The sequence below is a fragment of the Flavicella sp. genome, assembly GCF_029238425.1.
Lineage (GTDB): Bacteria > Bacteroidota > Bacteroidia > Flavobacteriales > Flavobacteriaceae > Flavicella.
In genome coordinates this window covers 1-22565 of record NZ_JAQWGB010000067.1, presented here as the reverse complement: position 1 = coordinate 22565, position 22565 = coordinate 1, and the positions used below count along the sequence as shown (strand labels likewise).

Annotated in this window: 13 protein-coding genes; all 13 read left to right on the top strand. The window is 34.8% G+C overall.

The window, feature by feature from the left end; all coding sequences use genetic code 11:
- The first annotated feature begins 76 nt into the window (after positions 1-76).
- The 13 genes from P8H68_RS04530 to P8H68_RS04470 all read left to right on the top strand — a co-directional run bounded on the left by P8H68_RS04530 (position 77) and on the right by P8H68_RS04470 (position 22420).
- Complete coding sequence (locus P8H68_RS04530) at positions 77-1885, top strand: sulfatase-like hydrolase/transferase (RefSeq protein WP_300322161.1); 1809 nt, start codon at positions 77-79, stop codon at positions 1883-1885.
- A 140-nt stretch (positions 1886-2025) separates the two neighbouring features.
- A complete protein-coding gene (locus P8H68_RS04525) occupies positions 2026-3828 on the top strand; it encodes a sulfatase-like hydrolase/transferase (RefSeq protein ID WP_300322159.1) in 1803 nt (600 codons plus the stop codon).
- A gap of 95 nt (positions 3829-3923) precedes the next feature.
- Positions 3924-5876, top strand: coding sequence for a T9SS type A sorting domain-containing protein (locus tag P8H68_RS04520; protein ID WP_300322157.1), 1953 nt, complete (start codon positions 3924-3926; stop codon positions 5874-5876).
- Positions 5877-6191: 315 nt separating this feature from the next.
- The gene (locus P8H68_RS04515) at positions 6192-8234 is read left to right on the top strand and encodes a T9SS type A sorting domain-containing protein (protein WP_300322155.1); all 2043 of its coding nucleotides are present in this window, start codon (positions 6192-6194) and stop codon (positions 8232-8234) included.
- A gap of 248 nt (positions 8235-8482) precedes the next feature.
- Positions 8483-9895, top strand: a complete 1413-nt coding sequence (uxaC, locus tag P8H68_RS04510; protein WP_300322153.1) for a glucuronate isomerase — start codon at positions 8483-8485, stop codon at positions 9893-9895.
- 190 nt (positions 9896-10085) lie between these two features.
- On the top strand, positions 10086-12008 hold the full coding sequence (locus P8H68_RS04505; RefSeq protein ID WP_300322151.1) for a right-handed parallel beta-helix repeat-containing protein: 1923 nt from the start codon (positions 10086-10088) through the stop codon (positions 12006-12008).
- Positions 12009-12076: 68 nt separating this feature from the next.
- Complete coding sequence (locus P8H68_RS04500; RefSeq protein ID WP_300322149.1) at positions 12077-13555, top strand: sulfatase; 1479 nt, start codon at positions 12077-12079, stop codon at positions 13553-13555.
- A 125-nt stretch (positions 13556-13680) separates the two neighbouring features.
- Entirely contained in the window at positions 13681-15084 is a 1404-nt protein-coding gene (locus P8H68_RS04495) for a sulfatase-like hydrolase/transferase (protein WP_300322147.1), read from the top strand.
- A 193-nt stretch (positions 15085-15277) separates the two neighbouring features.
- Positions 15278-16057: a hypothetical protein gene (locus tag P8H68_RS04490; RefSeq protein WP_300322145.1), complete on the top strand. Its 780-nt coding sequence runs from the start codon at positions 15278-15280 to the stop codon at positions 16055-16057.
- Between the two features lie 92 nt (positions 16058-16149).
- Complete coding sequence (locus tag P8H68_RS04485; protein WP_300322143.1) at positions 16150-17742, top strand: sulfatase; 1593 nt, start codon at positions 16150-16152, stop codon at positions 17740-17742.
- A 62-nt stretch (positions 17743-17804) separates the two neighbouring features.
- Positions 17805-18785, top strand: coding sequence for an L-glyceraldehyde 3-phosphate reductase (gene mgrA, locus P8H68_RS04480; RefSeq protein ID WP_300322142.1), 981 nt, complete (start codon positions 17805-17807; stop codon positions 18783-18785).
- Positions 18786-18992: 207 nt separating this feature from the next.
- A complete protein-coding gene (locus P8H68_RS04475; RefSeq protein ID WP_300322140.1) occupies positions 18993-20801 on the top strand; it encodes a glycosyl hydrolase family 28-related protein in 1809 nt (602 codons plus the stop codon).
- Positions 20802-20911: 110 nt separating this feature from the next.
- Positions 20912-22420, top strand: coding sequence for a sulfatase-like hydrolase/transferase (locus P8H68_RS04470; protein WP_300322138.1), 1509 nt, complete (start codon positions 20912-20914; stop codon positions 22418-22420).
- The last annotated feature ends 145 nt before the right edge of the window (positions 22421-22565 follow it).

Genomic DNA, 22565 nt, shown 5'->3' with positions numbered 1-22565 from the left:
AAACTCAAATCTCGGGATATAATTTATAGACTCAATTAAATTGATAATTAATACGAATCAACAAAACCAAACAAACATGAAGACATTAAATTTTTTTAAAAGCAGTATAAAGGTTATTGCCTTTGTCAGTTTAACTATTTTGCAAATGAATGCCTTTGCTCAGGGCCAAACGGATGAACCAAATATCATTGTTATTTATACAGATGATTGGGGGTATAGTGATATAGAAAACCATAATATTAAGGATGATATTATAACTCCAAAAATTAAAGAACTTGCAGAAAGTGGGGTGTTAATGACTAATGGGTATGTTACGTCACCTCAATGTGCTCCGTCAAGAGCTGGGTTTTTAACTTGTAAATATCAACAACGTTTTAATTTTGATGCGATTCCTTCTTTACCACTAAGGGTTGAGGAGAAAACGATTGCCGATTATTTGAAAAGTTTTGGATATAAAACGGGTATGGTTGGGAAATGGCACCTTGATGTAGACCCTTTCAGTGCTGACTGGGCTCATGAATTTGCACCTCATGCCGTATACCCTCAAGGGGGGACAGAGAAAGTTGATATGGACTTAGTGTCAGCTGATCTAAAAGAGCCATATAACCCAGGTAACCGTGGATTTGACGAGTATTATTGGGGAACTAGAAACAATTATTTAGTGAATTTCCCTCCCTATGAAAACACTGTTTCAGGAGAGGAGATCAGTGTTGGTGGAAGTCGCGTAGATCAAAAGACAAATGCTAGTTTAGATTTTATAGAAAGAAATGCAAATCAAGATGAACCATTTTTTCTTTACACAGCATACTATGCTCCTCATTCACCATTAAATCCATCTAATAAATATTTAAACCAAATTCCTGCCTCAATTGAATCAGATGTAAGAAGAAAAGGACTTGCTCTTATGTTAGCGGTTGATACCGGGGTTGGACAAATAATTGATAAATTGAAAGAACTGGATATTTATGAGAATACCATCGTGATTTTTGCCAGTGACAATGGAGCTCCTATTACTCAGTATATTTACGACAGCAATGATATTAGAGTTGGACGTTCGTATGTAGATGAAGATCATCCAGATTTTGAAGAAGGTATGCGTCTTGTATGGAATGGTTCTGACAATGCACCTTTAACCGGAGATAAGGGAATGCTTTCTGAAGGAGGTATTCGCGTTCCAATGATGATATCTTGGCCGCAAAAAATAAACGGCAATCAAACATTTACAAGAAATGTCTATACGCTTGATTTAGTGAAAACTTTCTTGACGGCTGCAGGTGATGTTAGCGCATTACCAGAACTTGATGGACTTGATCTTCTTCCCTTCTTAACTGGTGAGGAAAATTCTTCAGTCTTGGCAAAGCGTTCTATTTTTTGGAGATTTTATACGCAAACAGCAATACGAAAAGGAAGATGGAAATTACTTAGAGTTTCTGATGAAACAGAGTACCTTTTTGATTTGAATACAGATAAAGAGGAGAAAATCAATTTAATTGAGCAATACCCACAAAGAGCCATCAATCTTAGAGAAGAATTAGCTGACTGGGCTGCTACAACAAGCTTCCCAAACCTGCCAACTGAACCAAGAACAGGTGCGGAAAGCATGAAATACGAGCTTTATTTCGGAGGGCAGGATATCATGGTTAACGTAATGAGTGAATTGGCCGTGCAAGAAAATTCATTGAAGGCATATAGAGATGGAGATGTACTTCATGTAATTTCAGATAAAACGACTACCAATATTACCGTATTGGATTCTTTTGGAGCTGTTGTTCTTGAAATAACGGATGGACAAACTTCTGCGAATATATCAGGATTGCCTGTAGGTGTTTATACAGTATATGTAACAGAAGATAATGAGGTTAATTATACTAAGGTGTTGCTTTAATAAGATAAACTAAGAATGTCTTTTATATCAATTGAAAATTACTGATTTTTTTTAAAAAACAAACCCCTGTCGCGATTCAGATGGGGGTATTGACAAGTTATAGAATCTAAACGATTGAATATTAACCTAATAAATAGGAAATGAAAATGACGAGATTGAAGTTTTTTAAAAGTTGTATAAAAGTTATTGCCTTTGTCAGCGTTATTCTTACACATGTGGAGTCCTTGGCGCAAGCACAATCGGACGAACCTAATATCATTGTGATTTACACCGATGATTGGGGATATAGCGATGTAAGTATCCATGATATTTTGGATGATGTGGCTACTCCAAATATTGATGCGCTTGCTCAAAGCGGTGTGTTGTTTTCAGACGGTTATGTAACCTCTCCTCAATGTGCTCCTTCAAGAGCTGGGTTTTTAACTTGTAAATATCAACAAAGTTATGGTTTTGACGCCATTCCTTCTTTACCATTGAATGATGAAGAGAAAACTATAGCTGATCATTTGAAAAGTTTTGGCTATAAAACGGGAATGGTTGGAAAATGGCATCTTGATATAGATCCTTGGAGCGTTGAATGGGCAGAGGAAAATTATCCTGATGCTATTTATAAAGACGGAAATAGAGATAAAGTAGATGTAGATGCCATTCCATTAAATTTACAAGAACCCTATTTTCCTGGTAATCGCGGGTTTGATGAATACTATTGGGGAACAAGAAATAGTTATTTAGTTAACTTTCCTCCACATGAAGATTCGGAATCTGGTGAAACTATTTCTGTAGGTGGTGACCGTGTTGACCAAAAAACAGATGCGAGTATCGATTTTATTGAAAGAAATGCGAATAAAGACGCGCCTTTCTTTTTATATACCGCCTATTATGCTCCTCATACTCCCCTAACTCCAACTGATAAATATTTGGATCAAATTCCAGACATGGATTCAGAAGTAAGACGTAAGGGACTTGCTCTTATGTTAGCTGTTGATGAAGGTGTTGGACAAATAGTTCAAAAATTAAAAGACTTGAATATTTATGACAATACGATTGTAATATTTGCGAGTGACAATGGTGCTGTAATCACTCAGTATCTTGATGCCCCAGGTGGTGGTAGAGCTGCATATTCATATGTTGATGAGAATCACCCTCTATATACCGATGGGATGAATATTACTTGGGACGGTTCGGATAACAAACCATTAAACGGAGACAAAGGTATGGTTTCGGAAGGAGGTATTCGAGTTCCTATGGTGATGTCATGGCCAGGTAAAATTAACGCTGGTCAAACGAGTAACAAACCTGTCAATACACTTGACTTGGCTAAAACACTGTTGAATGCCGGGGGAGATGTTAGTACATTGCCAGAACTGGAGGGAGTTGATCTTCTTCCTTATTTAAATGGAGAAGATGATGATGATTTGTTAGTAAGACCCTTGTTTTGGAGATTTTATACGCAAACAGCCATCCGAAAAGGAAAGTGGAAATTACTAAGAGTTTCGGATGAAATGGAGTTCCTTTTTGACTTGAACGAAGACAAAGAAGAAAAGAACAATCTTATTGAACAATATCCAGAAACTGCGGAGAGCCTTAGAGATGAATTGATAGTTTGGGTGGGCACTCTTTCTCCAACAGGTCTACCTGATGGTCCTCTCACCGGTGCAGAAACGATGAAGTATGAATTGTATTTCAACGATGACTCCCTTAGTGTATTCAATGACCTGGACAAAGTGAATAATATGTTTAAGGTGTATCGCGATGGAGATTTACTATATATAATATCCCAAAAAAATATTACCAACGTTTCTTTGATTGATTCTTTCGGAAGAGTTGTGAAGGAAATACCTGACGGGCAAACCAAAATAAATATATCTGGATTAGCAAAAGGTGTTTATATAGTAATTGCTAAAAATCAAAACAAGATGCAGGCGATTCAGGTTGTACTATAGTCACATAATAGATAAAATTCCTTTTGAAGCATCCTTGAGTTTTTAACAGGTTCTTTTTTGTGGAACCGTCGGTTAACGCTTTTAAAATTAAATAAATGAGAACAATTATAAATCTTATTAGAATCTCAATGATTCTATTTGTATTTTTTCCAATGACAGTTTCAGTTGTTTTCGCCGCTGATTATTATGTCAAGGATTATGGAGCCGTTGGAGATGGTACAACAGACGATTTACCTGCGTTAATGGAAGTTATTGAAGACTTTATTAATGACAATTCTCCCTCTACCTTGTATTTTGAATCAAATAAAGTATACCGTTGTATTCCTACTGAGGAGCACATACTTTTCAGAATGAATAATAAGCAAAACAAAACAATTGTAGGTAACGGTTCAGAGATTTTAGGAGATGTAGATTTATTAGGATTCGAATTAAGAAATAGTGATAATATTGAAGTAAGTGGACTTACTTTTGATTATAATACACTAAGCTGGACACAAGGAAAAGTGACTGCTGTTGATCCAATCGAGGGGAGTTTTGTTATGGAGATAGAGGCAGGATATCCTATGCCGGTTGGTTATACAACCCCACCACCAACGAATCCATGGGGTATGATATGGGGACCTACTGGTTATGAGATAAAAGACGAAATTGTATGGACGGACCAACGCATTCTTCTTGGGGGAAGGAGTGTTAAAGTTATCGTTCGAGAAAATAATAAGACAAAGTTGGATAACATGGAGATAAATGACCGTTTTACAATGGATATTGTTGCCAAAATAAAGTCATTCAATCATATCATCAGTAGTAAAAATATCACCTTTAGAAATTGCACCTATTATTCGGGGCGAGCACAGGTGTTTGTAGGTAGGACAAACACAGGGAAATTACACCTAGATGGTGTGGAGATTAGAAGAAGACCAGGTACTACCAGATTGCTTTCCGCTTATAGAGGAGGACTTATATGGTTTAATAACCGAATGGGGCCTATCATTGAAAATTGCTACGTAGAAGGCATTTGCGATGATGGGATCAATATGTATTCCTACTATGCTTATGTAAATGAAAAATCTGGTGATGACCAATTTACACTCCATAGAACAGATAATATGCAAGTGGGAGATACATTGGTTTTTGTGAATATGAATGAAGGTAAGGAACTTGGTAGAACTAATATTGCAACTTTAAATGATGATGTTGTAACAACTACAAGCGATATATTGAATGTAGTGGCAGGTGAGACGGACGCTAAAACAACAACTTACGTGATGAACTTGAATATTTCAAATTCAATGTATGAAATACGTAATAATACCTTTAGAGATCATAGGCGTTTTGCCATTCTCTGCCGAACAAGAGATGGTGTTATTGAAAATAACAATGGTGATAATACAGGAGGTGGTTTGGTTATAATGAATGAGATTAATTCTTTTGATGAGGGACCATTTCCAGGGAATATAGTTGCTAAAAATAATTCTTTCACAAATATTAGAAGGTGGCCATTGCGAATTCATGCAGCAACCTGGGCATCCACACCTGATAAATTGGTGAGTGATATTCGACTGATTAATAATACCTTTAGTTCAAGTACCGAAGGGGAACATGTTGCTAGTATCGAAAATGCTCGTAACATAGAGTTAATCAGTAATACATTTTTGGATTTTGAAAATGACGGTATAGAACTGATAAATTGCGATAATATTATTTTTGATTGTGAAAACACCTTAAATAATACAACTATTGCATCTGTAAATGACTTAACGATAGGTAAGATGGATGCATCCGATGTTATATTTGATTGTAGCCTATCTGTAGAAGTCGATGAAAAGAAGAACCAACTTTTTAAATTTTGGAAAGAAGGTGGTTTTTTAAGAGTGTCAACGGATATTAAAAATTATGAAGGTCATTTGTATGATATACATGGGCGAAAGTTGAATAATACCTTATTTAATAATAAAAATCTACTTGATATTTCAAGTATCAATCCAGGCGTTTATATAGTATATATATCAAGTAGTGGGTATAAACAAACTTCTAAAATCATCTTATAGTATTTTGGATTGTATTAAGGTACTGGTTTCTTAATCAAAAGCCCCATGAAAAAAAATAGAAATTTTCTTTCACGGGGCTTTTTTAGCTCTTTACGGTTGAGTTGGTAAAGGGGCTTTGGTTTGGATTATGTTATTTGGTGTTTTCTTATGAAACTTTTCTAGGTTTTATAGGGTACATGGCAGTTGTTGTTGATATGCATTGAAAAACAGACATATGATCAACTAAAAGTACAAAGATGGTTTTTTTGAGTACAATAATTTTTTACTGAATGCTATAGTTTTATAGTTAACTACAAACTTATAAACTATAAACCAATGAAAAATTATTTAATTAACAGAAGAAAAACAATTGCAAACTATCTGAAAATCATGATGATTCTATTCGTGTTTTTTCCAATGACAACTTCGGTGGTATATTCCCAATTAGAAGTCTATGTTCAAGATTATGGAGCTACAGGAGATGGTACGACCAATGATCTGTCTGCAATAGAGCAAGCCATGGATGTTTTTCTGGCAGATCCAGAAGCACAAGCGACCTTGTATTTTGAACCAGAAAGTGTGTATCGTTGCATTAATAATACGGATTTAGATAAAACACTGTTCAATCTATCGAATCAAAAGAATAAAAAAATTCTTGGTAGAGGAGCAACAATAATCGGGGACGAGAATATTTTAGGCTCACGTTTAAGTGGTTGTGAAAATATTATCATTAACGGGCTGACTTTTGATTACCAAACTACGAGTTGGACACAAGGAAGAATTACTTCGGTAGATACTTCTGAGGGGAGTTTTATTATGGATATTGACCAAGGGTTTCCTTTGCCTTTGCCATATACAACACCTCCAGCAACAAATCCTTGGGGAATGTTATGGGGGCCTACGGGAGATGAGATTAAGAAAGAATTGATATGGACAGATCAGCGTGAGCTTTTAGGAGGCAGTAGTGTAAAGATCACTGTGAGAAATAATAGTAAAATCCATTTGGAAGCGATGGAAATAAACGACCGATTTACCATGGATATTGTCGCTAAAACAACTGCTTTCAACCATATCATCAGCAGTGCAAAAATTGTCTATAAGAATTGTAATTACTATTCTGCTAGAGCCCAGGTGTTTATGGGGAGATTGAATACAGGAAGCTTACGTTTGGATGGTGTAAATATAAGAAGAAAGCCAAATTCAGGTCGATTGATTTCCGGTTATAGAGGAGGTTTTATCTGGTTGAATAACCGAGTAGGACCCATTATTGAAAATTGTCTTGTAGAAGGAATTTGTGATGATGGTGTGAATATGTATTCCTACTATGCCTATGTAGACGATATGCAAGGGAACGATAGTTTTACGCTTAACAGAACTTCAAATATGCAAGTAGGTGACACGCTAGTTTTCATGAATATGAAAGTAGGTAAAGAGCTTGGTAGAACGCGGATCAAAACAATAGATTTAGATAATAATTACGTAACTACAGAGGATGGAGTTGTCGATGTGACAACTTGTGCTAATGGGAATTGTTCGGATAAAAATGACGAGGAGAAAACCTATGTAATGAATTTAAATATTTCAAATTCAGGATTCAGAATTCGTAATAATATATTCAGGAATCATAGACGTTATGCTATTTTATGTCGTAATAGAGATGGTATTATTGAAAATAATACAATTAATAATACTTCAGCGGGTGTCGTTATTACAAATGAAGTGCATGCGTTTCAAGAAGGACCGATTCCTGGTAATATAACCGTAAGGGATAATTTAATCACCAATATTAGAAAATGGCCTTTAAGAATTACGGCCGAGTCCTATGCTAATATACCTGATAAATTGGTAGATGATATTAGAATTGAAAATAACACCTTTAGGTCTTATGCAGATGAATTTGTAGCTAGTATTCGTAACACTAAAAATGTAAAACTTACCGGGAACTTTTTTTATGAAAATTCAGAGGATGAGAGTAAGAAAGGGATACAAGTAATAAATTCAGAAAATATTATTTTCAATTGTGGGAATCAATTAAACAATTCAGATATAACTATTGTTAACGATGACTTTACTATAGTCAATACTGAAGAATCTGAAATAATATTTGACTGTAGTGGTTCTTCAACTCAAGGGAAATCGCTTAGTATAAAAGAGACAGTAAGTCAAGGACTCAGATTGGTGAGAAAAGGAGACCTATTAAAAATATTCAGCGACATTGAAATCAATGAAGTTCACTTATATGACCTATACGGTCGTAAAGTGGATAATGCATTTATAAAGAATGAAAGTGCATTGAATGTGTCAGGAATAGTTCCTGGTATTTATATTATTAATATGTATGGAGATGGACTTCAACTGGTCAAGAAAATTATTCTTTAGAAATAATATTAGGTAGGAAAGACATCAATAAATGATGTAGACAGGACAAATAAAAAACAAAAATCCCAATCAAATTTTTAGCGGAATTTGATTGGGATGCTTTGTGAAATAGTATCCCTAAATAAAATGCTTGATGATGTTTGAAGGGGTGTCCATATTGCATAATTAGTGTTTTTTGGAAAAAGCTCAAACAGCGTGTCTAACTCAAATTATAGGTAGACAATTTACCGGAATTAATAAAAGCAAAAATGAAGATTAAAGAATTTAACAATGAAAATTTCTGTTTAGACAGTAAAACAGCAGAAATACTTTACAATGATTATGCAGCTAATTTACCAATTATTGATTATCACTGTCATTTGGATCCTAAACAGATAGCAGAGAATAAAAATTTCAAATCAATAACAGAGGTTTGGCTTTATGGTGATCATTATAAATGGAGAGCCATGCGAACAAACGGTATAGATGAGAAATTTTGTACCGGAAAAAACACCAATGATTGGGAGAAATTTGAAAAATGGGCTGAAACTGTTCCTGCAACCGTTCGAAATCCTTTGTATCACTGGACTCATATGGAACTAAAATCCGCTTTCAATATCACAGATTTGTTAAATAAAGAATCAGCTAAAGAGATTTATCATAAATGCAACCTCAAACTGAGTTCCACGGAATTCAAACCCCAAGATATTTTAAAACATTATAATGTAGAGCTCTTTTGTACAACCGATGACCCTATAGATGATTTAAAATACCACAAGCAGTTAGGAGAAGAGAACAATGAAATAAAAATGTTTCCTACTTGGAGGGCCGATAAAGTACTGGTTATTGACGATTCAATAAATTTTTTAAATTATATTTTAAAACTATCCGAGGTGAGTGATATAGAAATAAATTCTTATCAAACACTCTTACAGGCCTTGCAAAAAAGACACGACTATTTTTCGGAATTAGGGTGCAAACTCTCTGACCATGGTATTGAAGAGTTTTATGCAGATGAGTATACCGAAATTGAAATAAATCTCATTTTCAGGAAAAGTCTGCAAGGAATTCAAATCAGCTCTAAAGAAGCCTTAAAATACAAATCAGCAATTTTACATGATTTGGCAATTATGGATTGGGAAAAAAAATGGACACAACAATTTCATTATGGAGCCCTAAGAAATAATAACGCACGTTTATTGACAACTTTAGGCTCTGATACCGGTTTTGATTCTATAGGAGATTTAGCTGTGGCACAAAACATGTCAAAATTTTTCAATAAACTGGACGCAAAGAATCAACTTACAAAGACTATCATTTACAATCTGAATCCTAGAGATAATGAATTGGTAGCTACGATGATTGGAAATTTTCAGGATGGAACAATTAGTGGAAAAATGCAATTTGGTTCAGGATGGTGGTTTCTGGATCAAAAAGAGGGTATGGAAAAGCAAATAAATAGTCTTTCTTCATTAGGCCTACTTAGCAGGTTTATAGGAATGCTTACGGATTCTAGGAGTCTATTGTCTTATCCAAGACATGATTATTTTAGAAGAATATTATGTAATCTTTTAGCGGAAGATATCAATAAAGGGTTGATTCCAAATGATCAAAAATTAATTGGGGGTATGATAGAAGATATCTGTTATAATAACGCTAAAAACTTTTTGCAATTAGCTTAGATGCTAATTTAAGAAATGAATTTATGGTATAGTTCTTTTTCCCACACGTTTAGCGTCTTGTTCGGATTTATTTTGTTGGATTTTAGGATTATGTGTAAAAAAGTACAAGAAGAACTTATTAGAGAACATTGTTTTTGAGTCCCAGTTGATACCTTTAAACTTTATAAGCTAAACATTTTAAGATTACAAGATGATTCAAAGAAAAACATATATTTTAGTTATGATTTTTATCATAACAATTACATTTCAAAGTTGTGCACCAACGGATTCAAGTCTGGTTATAGACGCTTCTAATTATGGACTAAAAGATGGAGAGGATATTACGGTAGCGATTTCAAATGCACTAAAGGATTGTAAAAAAAAGAAGGCTTTTAAACTTGTAATTCCAAAAGGAACATATCACTTATACCCTGAAAAAGCTCAAGAAAAATATTTACATATTACCAACAATGATGATGGTCTTAAGAGAATTGCTTTTCCTATTGAAGGGTTTAAAGATTTTGAAATTGATGCACAGGGTAGTTCTTTTATTTGCCATGATTATATAGTGCCGTTTCATTTAGAAAACTCAAGTGATGTTACCTTGAAAAACTTTTCAATTGACTGGGCAATGCCATTTTATTTTCAGGCTGAAGTTGTAGCAGTTCACCCAGAAAAAAATGCTTTTGATCTAAAAGTGTTTCAAGAGTGTATTTATGAAATTCAAGGAAGTCAATTGATCTTTACAAATAAAAAAATGGTTGATAATGCTTGGATGAAAATGGCTCCACCATCGCAAAATGATGTGAGATGGACACAGGATATCAATTGGAATATATGGTTTGATAAAGAAACAAAAGCGCCTATGTTTAATGTGGAAAATCCAGCGCGTTTGTATTCTTGGAACAAGAAATTGAATAAACAAGCAACTGCAGAAGAGATTGAAGATAATATGGTACGTTTGTACGATGCCAGTAGCATGCTTCCAGAGGTAGGATGGACACTAATTATCAAGGGAAATAAAGAAGATAATCGTTTGGCTCCTGCTATAAATATCGATGATTGTAAAGATACTTATATTGATAATGTTAATGTGCATCATTCCTCTGGGATTGCTCTTATAGCTCAAAAGTCCGAAAATATAACATTGCAAAAGTATAATGTTATGTTACCAGAGAATTCTGGACGTTTGGTAAGTACAACTGCAGATGCAACTCACTTTAATGCCTGTAAAGGACTTATAAAAATGGATGATTGCATTTTTGAAAATATGCTTGATGATGCCACTAATGTCCATGGTTCATATGCTGAGGTGAAAGAATTTGTTGATGCGTATACCTTAGGTATGGCGAGAGGACATTCGCAACAGCAAGGTATGATATTCGCTAGCAAAGGAGAAAAAGTGGTCTTGGTAAATAGGAGTAATATAATGCCAATTGATACCCTTACGGTAAAGTCAGTTAAAGAAATAAATTCTACCTATTTTGAGCTTACATTTAATGAAAAGATACCAAATGTAGATCCATTGTCCATTGTAGCTGACAATGCAGACTGGCAAGCGGATGTTGTTATAACGAATTGTATTGTTAGAAATAATAGAGCAAGAAGTATATTGCTAAAGACGTCAGGTGAACACCTTGTAGAAAACAATCATTTTTATAATTGTACGTATACAGGGGTGTTAGTTTCAGGCGCAAATGTTGGCTTTTGGTACGAAAGTGGTCCCGTTACTAATTTAACTATTAGGAATAATGTATTTGAAAATATGGGGCTTGGGGCAGGAAATGCACCTGTGTTGACCATCAATGTGAATCCTGATGTGCAAGTGGAACCACCTTTTTATATCCATAAGAATATTGTGTTTTCTGATAACTTGATAAAAACTTTTAGTAGAAAGGTGATCAGTGCGGCATCTGTTGAAAATTTGAAAATTTCAAATAATACAATTGTCAGAAGTGAGAGTTACCCAGTAGTTACGAATGAAAAGGGACCCGCTTTTACTTTTTCTAAAAGCAAAAATGTCACTGTCGAGGGAAATAAATACAATTGGGGTAATACAACAAAAGTGAATGCTACGGCTTCTGAAAATGTGATTAGTAAAAACAATTTAAATATTGAAGATCTAACTTATTAATAGCGTCAAAGACTCTTTAAGTTACTATTCAATTGAAATAAAATAATTTTTTAAATATGAAAAACAAAATGAAAATTTGGCTACTTGTACTTTTTATAATTTCAGTTACGCTGACAAGTTATAATCAAGTTTCTAAAAAAAAGAAACCAACCAATGTTATATTCATTTTAACAGATCAATGGCGCGGTTCTGCCTTGGGATATGCAGGCAATGATGTGGTTCAAACACCACAATTAGATAAGTTCTCTAAAGAAGCAGTTAATTTTAAAAATGCAGTTTCTGTATTACCTGTTTGTACACCTTATCGAGCTTCTTTGATGACAGGTCGTTATCCTACATCAACAGGAATGTCTATTAATGATCTTTATTTGCCTTCTGAAGAGTATTGTATGGCAGAGATTTTTAGCGAAGCAGGGTATAACACGGCCTATTTAGGTAAATGGCATTTAGATGGTCATGGTAGAAAAAACTTTGTTGCTCCAGAGCGAAGACAAGGTTGGGAGTTTTGGAAGGGAGCGGAATGTGACCATAACTATGCAAAAGAACATTATTATGATAATGAGGATAGAACACGTCGTTTTTGGGAAGGCTATTCTACATATTCTATCGCTGATGAAGCAAATCGTTATATGCAAGAACAAGTGAGCGAGGAAGAAGCATTTTGCATGTTTGTATCTCTGTCAACTCCACATTTTCCGCATGATTCGGCGCCTGATAAATATAAAAAAATGTACCCAAGAGAGAAATTAACGCTTCCGGACAATGTGCCAGATGATATGAAAGAGTGGGCTTATAAAGAGTTACAAGGGTATTATGCCCATTGTTCTGCAACTGACAAGGCCATTGGAGATATTATCAATAAAGCAAAAGAATTGGGTATTTATGACAATTCAATCTTTGTATTTACTTCTGATCATGGGGAAATGATGGGAGCCCATGGGTACAGGCCATGGATAAAACATTTACCCTATTCGGAAGCATCGAATATTCCTTTTCTAATCTCTTATCCAGGAATGGAGAAGGCTAAAGGAAAAACAGCAGAAGCAGCCATTACTACACCGGATATTTTACCTTCATTACTTTCGTTATGTGATATTGATATTCCAGAAAGTATCGAAGGATATGACCTGTCTGATATAATGAAAGATCCTTCTAAGGATATTGAAAGAGCAGCCTTGTACATGAATCCTACCCCATTTGGGATAGCATTTCCTATTGATGAGTACAGGGCTATCAGAACGGCAAGTTATACCTATGTAAAAACGCCAAAAGGACCAAGTATGCTATTTGATAACCGAAAGGATCCAACACAGATCCATAACCTGGTGAATCAAAAAAGCTTGCGTAAAGTGCAGTCTAGATTGGATAAAGCAATGACAAAAGAATTGATACGAATTGGAGATGAGACCATAAAACCAAGAGATCATTACCTAAAAAAGTTTGGATATTATGGCAAGGAACAATTTAGAACAGATTATCATATTGCCAATGCAAGAGATGTAAAGGTTGTAATTACACCAAATGGATCATTTCCTATTGAGGAGTAAAAAGTTAATCAACAATATAAGCTGTATTATAAAATATTAATTTGAGTTTGATATTCGGATAAGAGGTTATGGGGTTGAAAAATGTCAAAGGAATGAAATTGTTTATATCGTTTTAAAAGAATAATATGAAGATTAAAAAGATTCTGTTATTCGCTATTTGTATACTTTTTGTAACTGCAGTTTTTGCTCAGAGTGAAGAACGTCCAAATATCATTTTTATCCATGTAGATCAAATGCATTGGCAGGCAGTTTCAGCATATGGGAATAAATATGTTAAAACACCAGGTATCGATAAAATGGTCAAAGATGGCTACTCTTTCCGAACACATTATTCGGCCAATCCAGTGTGTTCTCCTGCAAGAGCAAGTTGGTTCACGGGAAGAGTAACCAGTGAACACGGCTTAGCGATCAATGGCCATAGACTGCCTTCTGACTTACCTGATTTGGGTTCGTGGTTAAAGGATAATGGGGATTACGTTACCGCTGCTGCTGGAAAATGGCATGTCACAGGACGTGATCAAAGTGATGGATTTAAACTTATTTCAACATATGGTGAAAGTAAAGGAGAATTGTTTGACGCGCAAACAGCAAGAGCTTGTGTAGGATTTTTAGAAAATTATGCAGGCGATAAACCCTTTTTTCTAACTGCAGGTTTTGTGAATCCGCATGATTGCTGCTATACTAGTGGAGCTCAAGGAGGGGAAGCTAAATTTGAATTTGCTAATCAGATAAAACGAGATTTGCCTCCTTTGCCTGAAAATTTTTGGTCTTACAAAGGTAAAAGTAGAAATGAAAAAGCAAATAAAGAAAAGGAAGACTATTTCAAGTTCTATATTTATATGTATTATAAATATATGGAGATGGTGGATGCTGAGGTTGGTAGGTTGTATGATGCACTGATGAGTTCAAAATTCAAGGATAACACCATGGTGATTTTTTCTTCAGATCATGGTGATGGACTTGGTTTTCATGGATGGAGCAGTAAAAGTAAAATGGAGGATGAAGCTTGGAGAGTTCCGCTTATCATCGTTCCTCCAGGGAAAATGCAAAATGAATCTGAAGACTGGGATCATCCGAGTATCGGGGTGGATTTAACGGCAACAATTTGCGATTACGCAAAGGTTCCATTATTGCCCAAAATGACTATTGGGAAAAGCTTAAAGCCTATAGTAGAAGGACAAGAAGTTGATGATTGGCATACGTATATCGTAGGGGAGAGTTGGCAAGGAAATGGAGGCGCAAAAGTTGGAATCCGAGATAAACAATATAAAAGTATTATTTATGTTAGTGGCAAAGTTTTAGTTTATGATATGATAAACGATCCTCTTGAAACGAAAGATTTGGCTAATTATAAAACAGGGGAAAAGGTTTTGAAAAGGCATAAGAAATATCTTAAGGATTATTTAGACAAGATAACAATTTATACACCCTCTGAAGAAAAATCGAATTCTACTAAAAAACCTAAAAAAACAAAAAAAGTGTTCAAGACAATCAATGAATTCTACAATCAAGTCAAAACTGAATGGTAGTTTACTTTCAATAAACGACAAGTTTCAAAGACGAATTTATATCATTCAAAATATTATTTTCAATGATGAGAATCATTTGAAATGCTAAAGGTCTTCAATTTTTTGAACTTTAAGAAACCCATAAAAACCGATGAAAAAAAATTATACAAAAGCAGTGTTCACGGGATTGCTATTATTAGCCTTTATAACGAATATGAATGCCCAAGAGTATAAAAGAAACGCTAAGGATAATAGGTATACTTCACCGGCAGCGATTGAGCCCATAACCGGTTATTTACCTAGCTTTTCACCTGTAATGGAGGGGGGGATGAAAGATTCTTTTTATGCAAGATATGAGTTAGTCAGACACTATGGACAAACCTTTGGTGCAAAAAGTAAAAATAAGAAGCAATCGAATGAAAAAGGCGTTTCTATTAATGAAATTTCAGGTTCTCTTAAGCTACAGGTTTTTGAAGATAAATTTAGTGCTACAGAAATGAGAAATGCAAAAGATGAGCTGCATGGTATAGTCAAGCTTAAATTAAACAATAAAGCTGAGTCTCTTCTTGTTGAAAATTGGGAGATGGAATCTTTTGTTAAAGGAGTCCCAGAAACACGATTCATTGAGAATGGAAGTTGGGAAAACGATTTGCTAATAGTAAAATCAAAAAACACTAAAAAAAAGCAGCACACCGAAAACAGGTTGATTGCGAATTGGTCTTTATTATCAATACTTTCTTCCGGGAAGCTTAGAACATCGGATGCATTTGTGTTTGATATGTTGGAAAACTCAATTTGTTTTCCGAATCAGAGGATTATGTACGAAGGTGTTATTGAAGTACCAATTTCAGGTGGGACAATGAAATTAGACAGTTATGCTCAAATAGGTTGGGGAAGAGTACCTACTCATTATCTTGTTGATAGTGATGGTCGTGTGCAATTAATCACAGGTGAAACCGTGAGTTGGGCACTTAAAGAGTTAATAAATAGTTAGAAGTTCAAAAACCCCAAACGGTAATATATAAGCCTTATTCATTTCCTATTAAATGTTTAAAAAGCTTTTTTGAGATAACTAAACTTAATAAAATGAACAGATTTTTATTTGTACTGTTTTGTGTATGCCAATTACTGATGCAAGCCTGCACTCATAAGGAAAGCAATAAAAGGCCAAATATCATTTTTGCTATATCAGATGATCAATCTTTTGCGCATACCAGTTTTGCCGGATGCAAATTTATCCAAACTCCTGCTTTTGATCGAATTGCGAATGAAGGTGTCTATTTTACAAATTGTATAGCTGGCTCTCCGGGCTGTGCACCTTCTCGCAGTAGTATTGTAACAGGAAGACAACATTGGCAAAATGAACAGTCAGGTCAGCATGCAAGTTCATGGTTGAAAAAATATGTACCGTTTATTGAGGTACTTGAAAAAAATGGATATGCAACAGGAAGAACAGGTAAAGGTATTTCTCCTTTTCGATACGCACGTTCTAAGTCCGATTCCTTATGGAGAAAGACAGATGCTGCTGGTATAGAGCACAGTCGTATCGTTTACCATTCAGGAACAACCGATGATAATAGGCCAGCAAAAGGTATTAGTGATATCAATTACTTTGAGAATTATAAGTTTTTTATGGACAGTGTACGAGGAGACAAACCGTTTTTTTTCTGGTTTGGAGCAAAGGAACCACATCGTGCATTTGAAAAAGATTCGTGGCGTAGAAATGATAAAAATTTGAAAGATGCAAAGGTCCCTGGTTTTTTACCAGATCATAAAATAACAAGGGGTGACGTTTTGGATTATGCCGTTGAGATTGAATGGTTTGATTTGCATTTGAAACGAATGCTAATGGACCTTGAAGAAAGAGGAGAATTAGAGAATACCATTGTTATCGTAACATCAGATAATGGTATGGCTTTTCCAAGAGCAAAAGCCAATGGATATGAATATGGTATTCATGTACCATTTGCCGTTCGTTTTCCAAAATGCTTTGAATCGGGGAAAAGAATCAATACCCCTGTTGGATTTGCGGATATTGCTCCTACAATTCTAGAACTTACAGGAATTGAGGCTGATGGAATGCAGCCCATTTCTGGAAAAAGTTTCTTAGCTCTTTTAAACGGAGAAGAAGATAAAAAAAGAAAATACGCATTTTCAGGACGTGAACGTCATTCAAGTTCTAGATATAAAAATAGGGGCTATCCGCAACGCATGGTTCGTAGTAAAGAATATTTGTTGATTTGGAATATGAAACCAGAACGTTGGCCTGCCGGTGATCCTCAGCGAATAGTTGCAGGAACAAAAGATCAATTATGGCCTATGTATGGGGTGGATACAGAAGGAAAACATCATTCGGAATGGGCATTTACAGATATTGATGCTTCTCCTTCAAAATCATTTATTGTTGAGAATAAAGATATTGAAGAATACGAACCCTATTTCCATTGGACAATGGGCAAAAGGCCGGAATATGAGCTGTTCAATATTGAAAAGGATCCCTTTTGTCTAAATAACCTAATTGGGGAACAAGAGTTTGAAAGTACAAAACAAAAGTTAAGGAATGCGCTTGAAAAGGAGTTGATTCGTACAGAAGATCCAAGAATCTCTGGACCGGATAAGGAGATTTTTGATTCTTATTTGCGCTACAGTAGGATGCGGGAATTTCCGAAATCGAAGTAAACTACTTTTCTTGAGTTTATAAATAATATTTAAAAATAATTGAATAATAAAAAAGTAAAAATATGTACAAGCCAGATGAAAAAAGATACGATTCGATGAAATACAATCACTGTGGGAAATGGGGATTAAAGCTTCCAGCTGTATCGTTGGGTCTGTGGCACAACTTTGGAGGTGTCGATAATTTTGAAAACGGACGAGCTTTATTGCATAAAGCCTTTGATTTGGGAATTACCCATTTTGATTTAGCAAACAATTATGGACCGCCTCCAGGATCCGCCGAAGAAAATCTTGGAAGAATACTAAAACAAGACTTTTCGGCACATCGTGATGAATTGATCATTTCTTCAAAAGCCGGATATACCATGTGGCCAGGACCTTATGGTGATTGGGGAAGTAGAAAATATATGCGATCTAGTCTAGACCAAAGTTTGAAACGAATGGATTTGGAATATGTGGATATTTTTTATTCGCACAGGCCTGATCCTAATACACCTCTTGAGGAAACAATGATGGCACTGGACCATGCGGTTCGTTCTGGGAAAGCCTTATATGCAGGGATTTCAAATTATCCAGCGGATAAGGCGAAGGAAGCTTCTCGTATTTTAAAAGAATTAGGAACACCTTGTATCATCCATCAACCAAAGTATTCGATGTTTGTGCGTTGGATTGAAGATGAGTTACTAGATGTATTGGAAGAGGAAGGTATGGGATGTATTACGTTTTCACCACTAGCACAAGGTTTACTTACAAATAAATACCTGAAGGGAATTCCAGAGGGGTCTCGAGCAACACGCGAAGGGTTTTTAAAATCAGAACATGTGGAAACAGCTCATAAGAGAATTGTAGGTTTGAATAAGATTGCTGAAGAAAGAGGACAGTCTCTTGCGCAGATGGCATTGGCTTGGGTACTTCGTGATAAAAGGGTTACCTCAGTGTTGATTGGAGCCAGCTCGGTTGGTCAATTAGACGACAATGTAGAGATGCTAAATAATATTGAATTTTCTGATGAAGAATTGGCAAATATTGAGAAGGTATTGAAATAGTGGATTCCGGCAATGCCTTCGGTAGATAAAATCAAATTATTAGATATTGAAGGCATACGGAAAATTCAGTTTAATTGTAATGAAGAAGCAATTCAATAAGTTTTAAGTGAAATACTAAATATTATAGCAAACGTATTATTGAGGAAGCCCTTGAACTGTGACCTGATAGAAGAGTTGTGGATTGAAATTAAATAAATGTATTAGATTATGAAAATAAAATTTAAACTACTGCTAACTTCGATTGCTTTAATTTACACATCATTTGTTTTTGCAGGTGGAAACTTTTATGTAAAAGATTTTGGTGCCGCAGGAGATGGTGTAACTGACGATGGCCCTGCAATCCGTAAAGCAATTTCTAAAGCCATAAAGGCTGGTGAAGGATCTACGGTAATTTTTGAACCTAAAAAATACAGACTTGCAAAATATACCGGAAACAACAGCCAATTCTACTTTTCTAATATTTCAGGTTTAACGCTAGAAGGTAATGGAGCAGAGCTTATTAATAATCCTTATAATGGGACATTCGCTGTTGTAGAATCAAAGGATATAATAATTAGAGGTTTTAAAATTGACTATTACCCTTATCCTTTTACACAAGGTAAATTTCTAGTAGTTAATAAAAAGGAAGGTACGGTTCTGGTAAAAATCCAAGAGGGCTATGAAAACCCTTTTGATGTTAAATGGGATAAACAACTTAACAATGGAGTTTCCAAAGGGAAAAGGTCATTTTTTGTCATTGAACCAGATAAAAGATCAATGAAGAAAAGTGGAAATAACCACTATACCTTTCTTAATATGAAAAACAGGGGAAAAGACTTAATTCAATTTTCTGTTCCTTTAAAAGATATTGTTCATTTAAAAGCAAACGATCGCCTTGTAACTTCCTTTTATGCAGGGAATGGTAAATCTAATAATGTCATACAAAGAAGTGAGAATATACTTTTTGAGAAGGTCATTATTTATACCTCAAGAGAAGGTATGAACTATTCTATTTCGGATAATATCGGAAGAGTACATATTAAAGATTCTAAAATAACATATAAGGAAGGGACTACTCATTTGATTACTAGCCATAAAGATGGTTTTCATTGTAAGCACAATACTCTAGGACCTATTATAGAAGGAGGGCTTTTTGAAGGAATGATGGATGATGCTATAAATATTTCAGTAACACCTTATTGGATCATTAAATCTTTAGGCAAGAATAAATATAAAATTGCTTGTAGATCTTCACGTTACCCGAGAGTAGGTAATGAGTTAATGACTTATACACCAAAAGCAGGCAATATAAGCAGGGGGTTGAAAGTTCTTTCTATAAAAAAAACAAGCGATAAAAATATAAGAATTGTTAAACTAAATAAAGAAATACCTAATTTGGTTTTATTTGAAGGAACTGACTATAGACCCATAGGGACAGAAAAAATGGATAAAACCGGATTATATAATCTGGATGCCTGTGGTAAAGATTATATCATTAGAAACAATAGGTTTGGAGATCAAAGACGTCATGGAGTTTTGGCAAGAGCTCCAGGAGGTATCATTGAAGAAAACACCTTCAATGGGTTGGGAGGTAATGGTGTAGTACTATATAATCTTGCTGGTGCTTTCTACGAAGGACCAATTCCATCGAATATTACCATAAGAAACAATACATTTATTAAGACCAATCTAGCTCCTATAGAAATACTAGCTAACGGCAAAGGGGCCTATGTAAAGGATATAACAATAGATAATAATGTTTTCAAAGATTGGTATGATTCTCCAAATAAAACGAATAAAGAGATCGCTGCCATTATGATGAGAAAAATTGATGGAGCTAAAGTTATCAATAATACTATTTATAAAGCTTCTAGGATGGATATTAGATTTGATTCTCAGGTCTATGGTGTGAAGGTTTCTGGAAAGAATATTGAAATAAAAGCAAATAATATACTATATAAAGAGTCCTCAGCTATAAATGCGGTCAATGTAAAAAATGCCCATATTACAAATAATCAGTTTGAGGAAATAAAATAATTTTTAAAGTCTGAAAAACAACTCGAATAACAGATTTTAAATTAGTATTAAATGCACTATGGTGTATTGAAATACTTAATGAGAATACAAATTAAAATAATTATAAGAACATGAAAAAAATAACAATTTTACTCGCATTCCTCTTGATAGGAATAAATTTGGGTGCTCAAAACTCTAAGCCTAACATCATCGTGATCCTTTTGGATGATCTTGGTTTTGCAGACCTAGGTTTTCAAAATCAATCTCAAGATGTCAGAACTCCGCATATTGATCAATTAGCCAGTGAGAGTGTTATCTGTGAGAATGGCTATGTTTCTGCTCCACAATGTGGGCCTTCTAGGGCTGGACTTATGACTGGGATTCATCAACAGCGATTCGGATATGATCACAATTATCCCGCGAGTTTAAGTGAAAAAGGATTGATTCCGATAGATAATGAATATGCTTATGTCCCACCGACAACATCCATGATACCAGAATATTTAAGTAAAGCTGGCTACAAGTCTACAGTGATTGGTAAGTGGCATTTAGGTCATGCATACAATCAACGACCTATCCAAAAAGGATTTACCGATTTCTTTGGTTTTCTTGGTGGTGGTAGCAGTTATTTTCCTTTGAAAGATGGGAGTTTTGCTCATATGTATGATGGCAATGATAAGGTAGCTCCTAAAGGGGAGTATTTGACTGATTTGTTAACGGATGCTGCCGTAGATTTCGTCCATGAAAATAAAGAAAATCCATTTTTTATGTTCTTAAGTTACAACGCTCCACATAGTCCTATGCATGCAACAAAAAAATATCTAGATCGATTCCCTGATGTGAAAAATAAAAAGAGAAGAACTTTTTTAGCCATGATGTCTGCGGTAGATGAAGGCATAGGGAATCTTACAAAAAGACTGAAAGAGTTAGATTTAGAAGAGAATACAATCATCTTTTTCTTAAGTGATAATGGAGGACCTACTAAAATAAATAGTTCTTTAAATGATCCGTATTATGGAGTTAAAGGAGACTTGTTTGAAGGAGGTATACATGTACCTTATCTTATCAAATGGCCAGCAAAATTAAAACCTATGAAGTACAAACCTTTAGTTTCTTCATTAGATATTGCAGCAACAAGTATCGCTGTTGCAGGTTTGGATCCTGTGGATGAGTTGGATGGAGTGAATCTATTGGAGCAAATTAACGCAACAAAAAATGATCAATTTGATGATCGAACATTGTTTTGGAGATTTGGTCCTTCTTATGCCTCTCGTAAAGGAGATATAAAACTGATACATCCTTTTGGTGAAGCATATTATACATTTAACCTAACGAAGAATGTGAAAGAATTAATGGATAACAGAACCAACGATAAAGTAAAAAGTATGGTTGTTGATTTGAATGAATGGAAGAAAGGTCTTGTAAAGCCTGGCTGGAATTCTTTTCCTGGTGGCTGTAATGTAAGAATGGTAGAATGGGAACAGCCCGTGATAAAGCGAAAAATAGAAAAAACATCTGGAGCAACAGCGAAAGAACTATATTTGAAACACTTTAATTTGAGAAATAGAGACATACTTAGAGTTCCAAGAAAAGGGAAGGGAGAATTAGATATGTCACAATTTAAGTCTGAGAATAATTAAAGATACCCGTAGTGCATTAATAAAAAAGTTGTGCAATGCCCATAATAGGCTTAAATTGAAGTTACCAGACTCACAATTTATATGCACAACTTAGAAGCAAATTACCATAAAATTTTAGAAGTTTTGACGATTTTAGAATTAAAGT

Excerpts from the sequence above, each read along its gene's own strand:
- P8H68_RS04475 (WP_300322140.1), top strand. The coding sequence starts at position 18,993 with ATGAAAATAAAATTTAAACTACTGCTAACTTCGATTGCTTTAATTTAC.
- uxaC (WP_300322153.1), top strand. The coding sequence starts at position 8,483 with ATGAAGATTAAAGAATTTAACAATGAAAATTTCTGTTTAGACAGTAAA.
- P8H68_RS04495 (WP_300322147.1), top strand. The coding sequence starts at position 13,681 with ATGAAGATTAAAAAGATTCTGTTATTCGCTATTTGTATACTTTTTGTA.
- P8H68_RS04490 (WP_300322145.1), top strand. The coding sequence starts at position 15,278 with ATGAATGCCCAAGAGTATAAAAGAAACGCTAAGGATAATAGGTATACT.
- P8H68_RS04520 (WP_300322157.1), top strand. The coding sequence starts at position 3,924 with ATGAGAACAATTATAAATCTTATTAGAATCTCAATGATTCTATTTGTA.
- P8H68_RS04470 (WP_300322138.1), top strand. The coding sequence starts at position 20,912 with ATGAAAAAAATAACAATTTTACTCGCATTCCTCTTGATAGGAATAAAT.
- P8H68_RS04500 (WP_300322149.1), top strand. The coding sequence starts at position 12,077 with ATGAAAATTTGGCTACTTGTACTTTTTATAATTTCAGTTACGCTGACA.
- mgrA (WP_300322142.1), top strand. The coding sequence starts at position 17,805 with ATGTACAAGCCAGATGAAAAAAGATACGATTCGATGAAATACAATCAC.
- P8H68_RS04525 (WP_300322159.1), top strand. The coding sequence starts at position 2,026 with ATGAAAATGACGAGATTGAAGTTTTTTAAAAGTTGTATAAAAGTTATT.
- P8H68_RS04505 (WP_300322151.1), top strand. The coding sequence starts at position 10,086 with ATGATTCAAAGAAAAACATATATTTTAGTTATGATTTTTATCATAACA.
- P8H68_RS04515 (WP_300322155.1), top strand. The coding sequence starts at position 6,192 with ATGAAAAATTATTTAATTAACAGAAGAAAAACAATTGCAAACTATCTG.
- P8H68_RS04530 (WP_300322161.1), top strand. The coding sequence starts at position 77 with ATGAAGACATTAAATTTTTTTAAAAGCAGTATAAAGGTTATTGCCTTT.
- P8H68_RS04485 (WP_300322143.1), top strand. The coding sequence starts at position 16,150 with ATGAACAGATTTTTATTTGTACTGTTTTGTGTATGCCAATTACTGATG.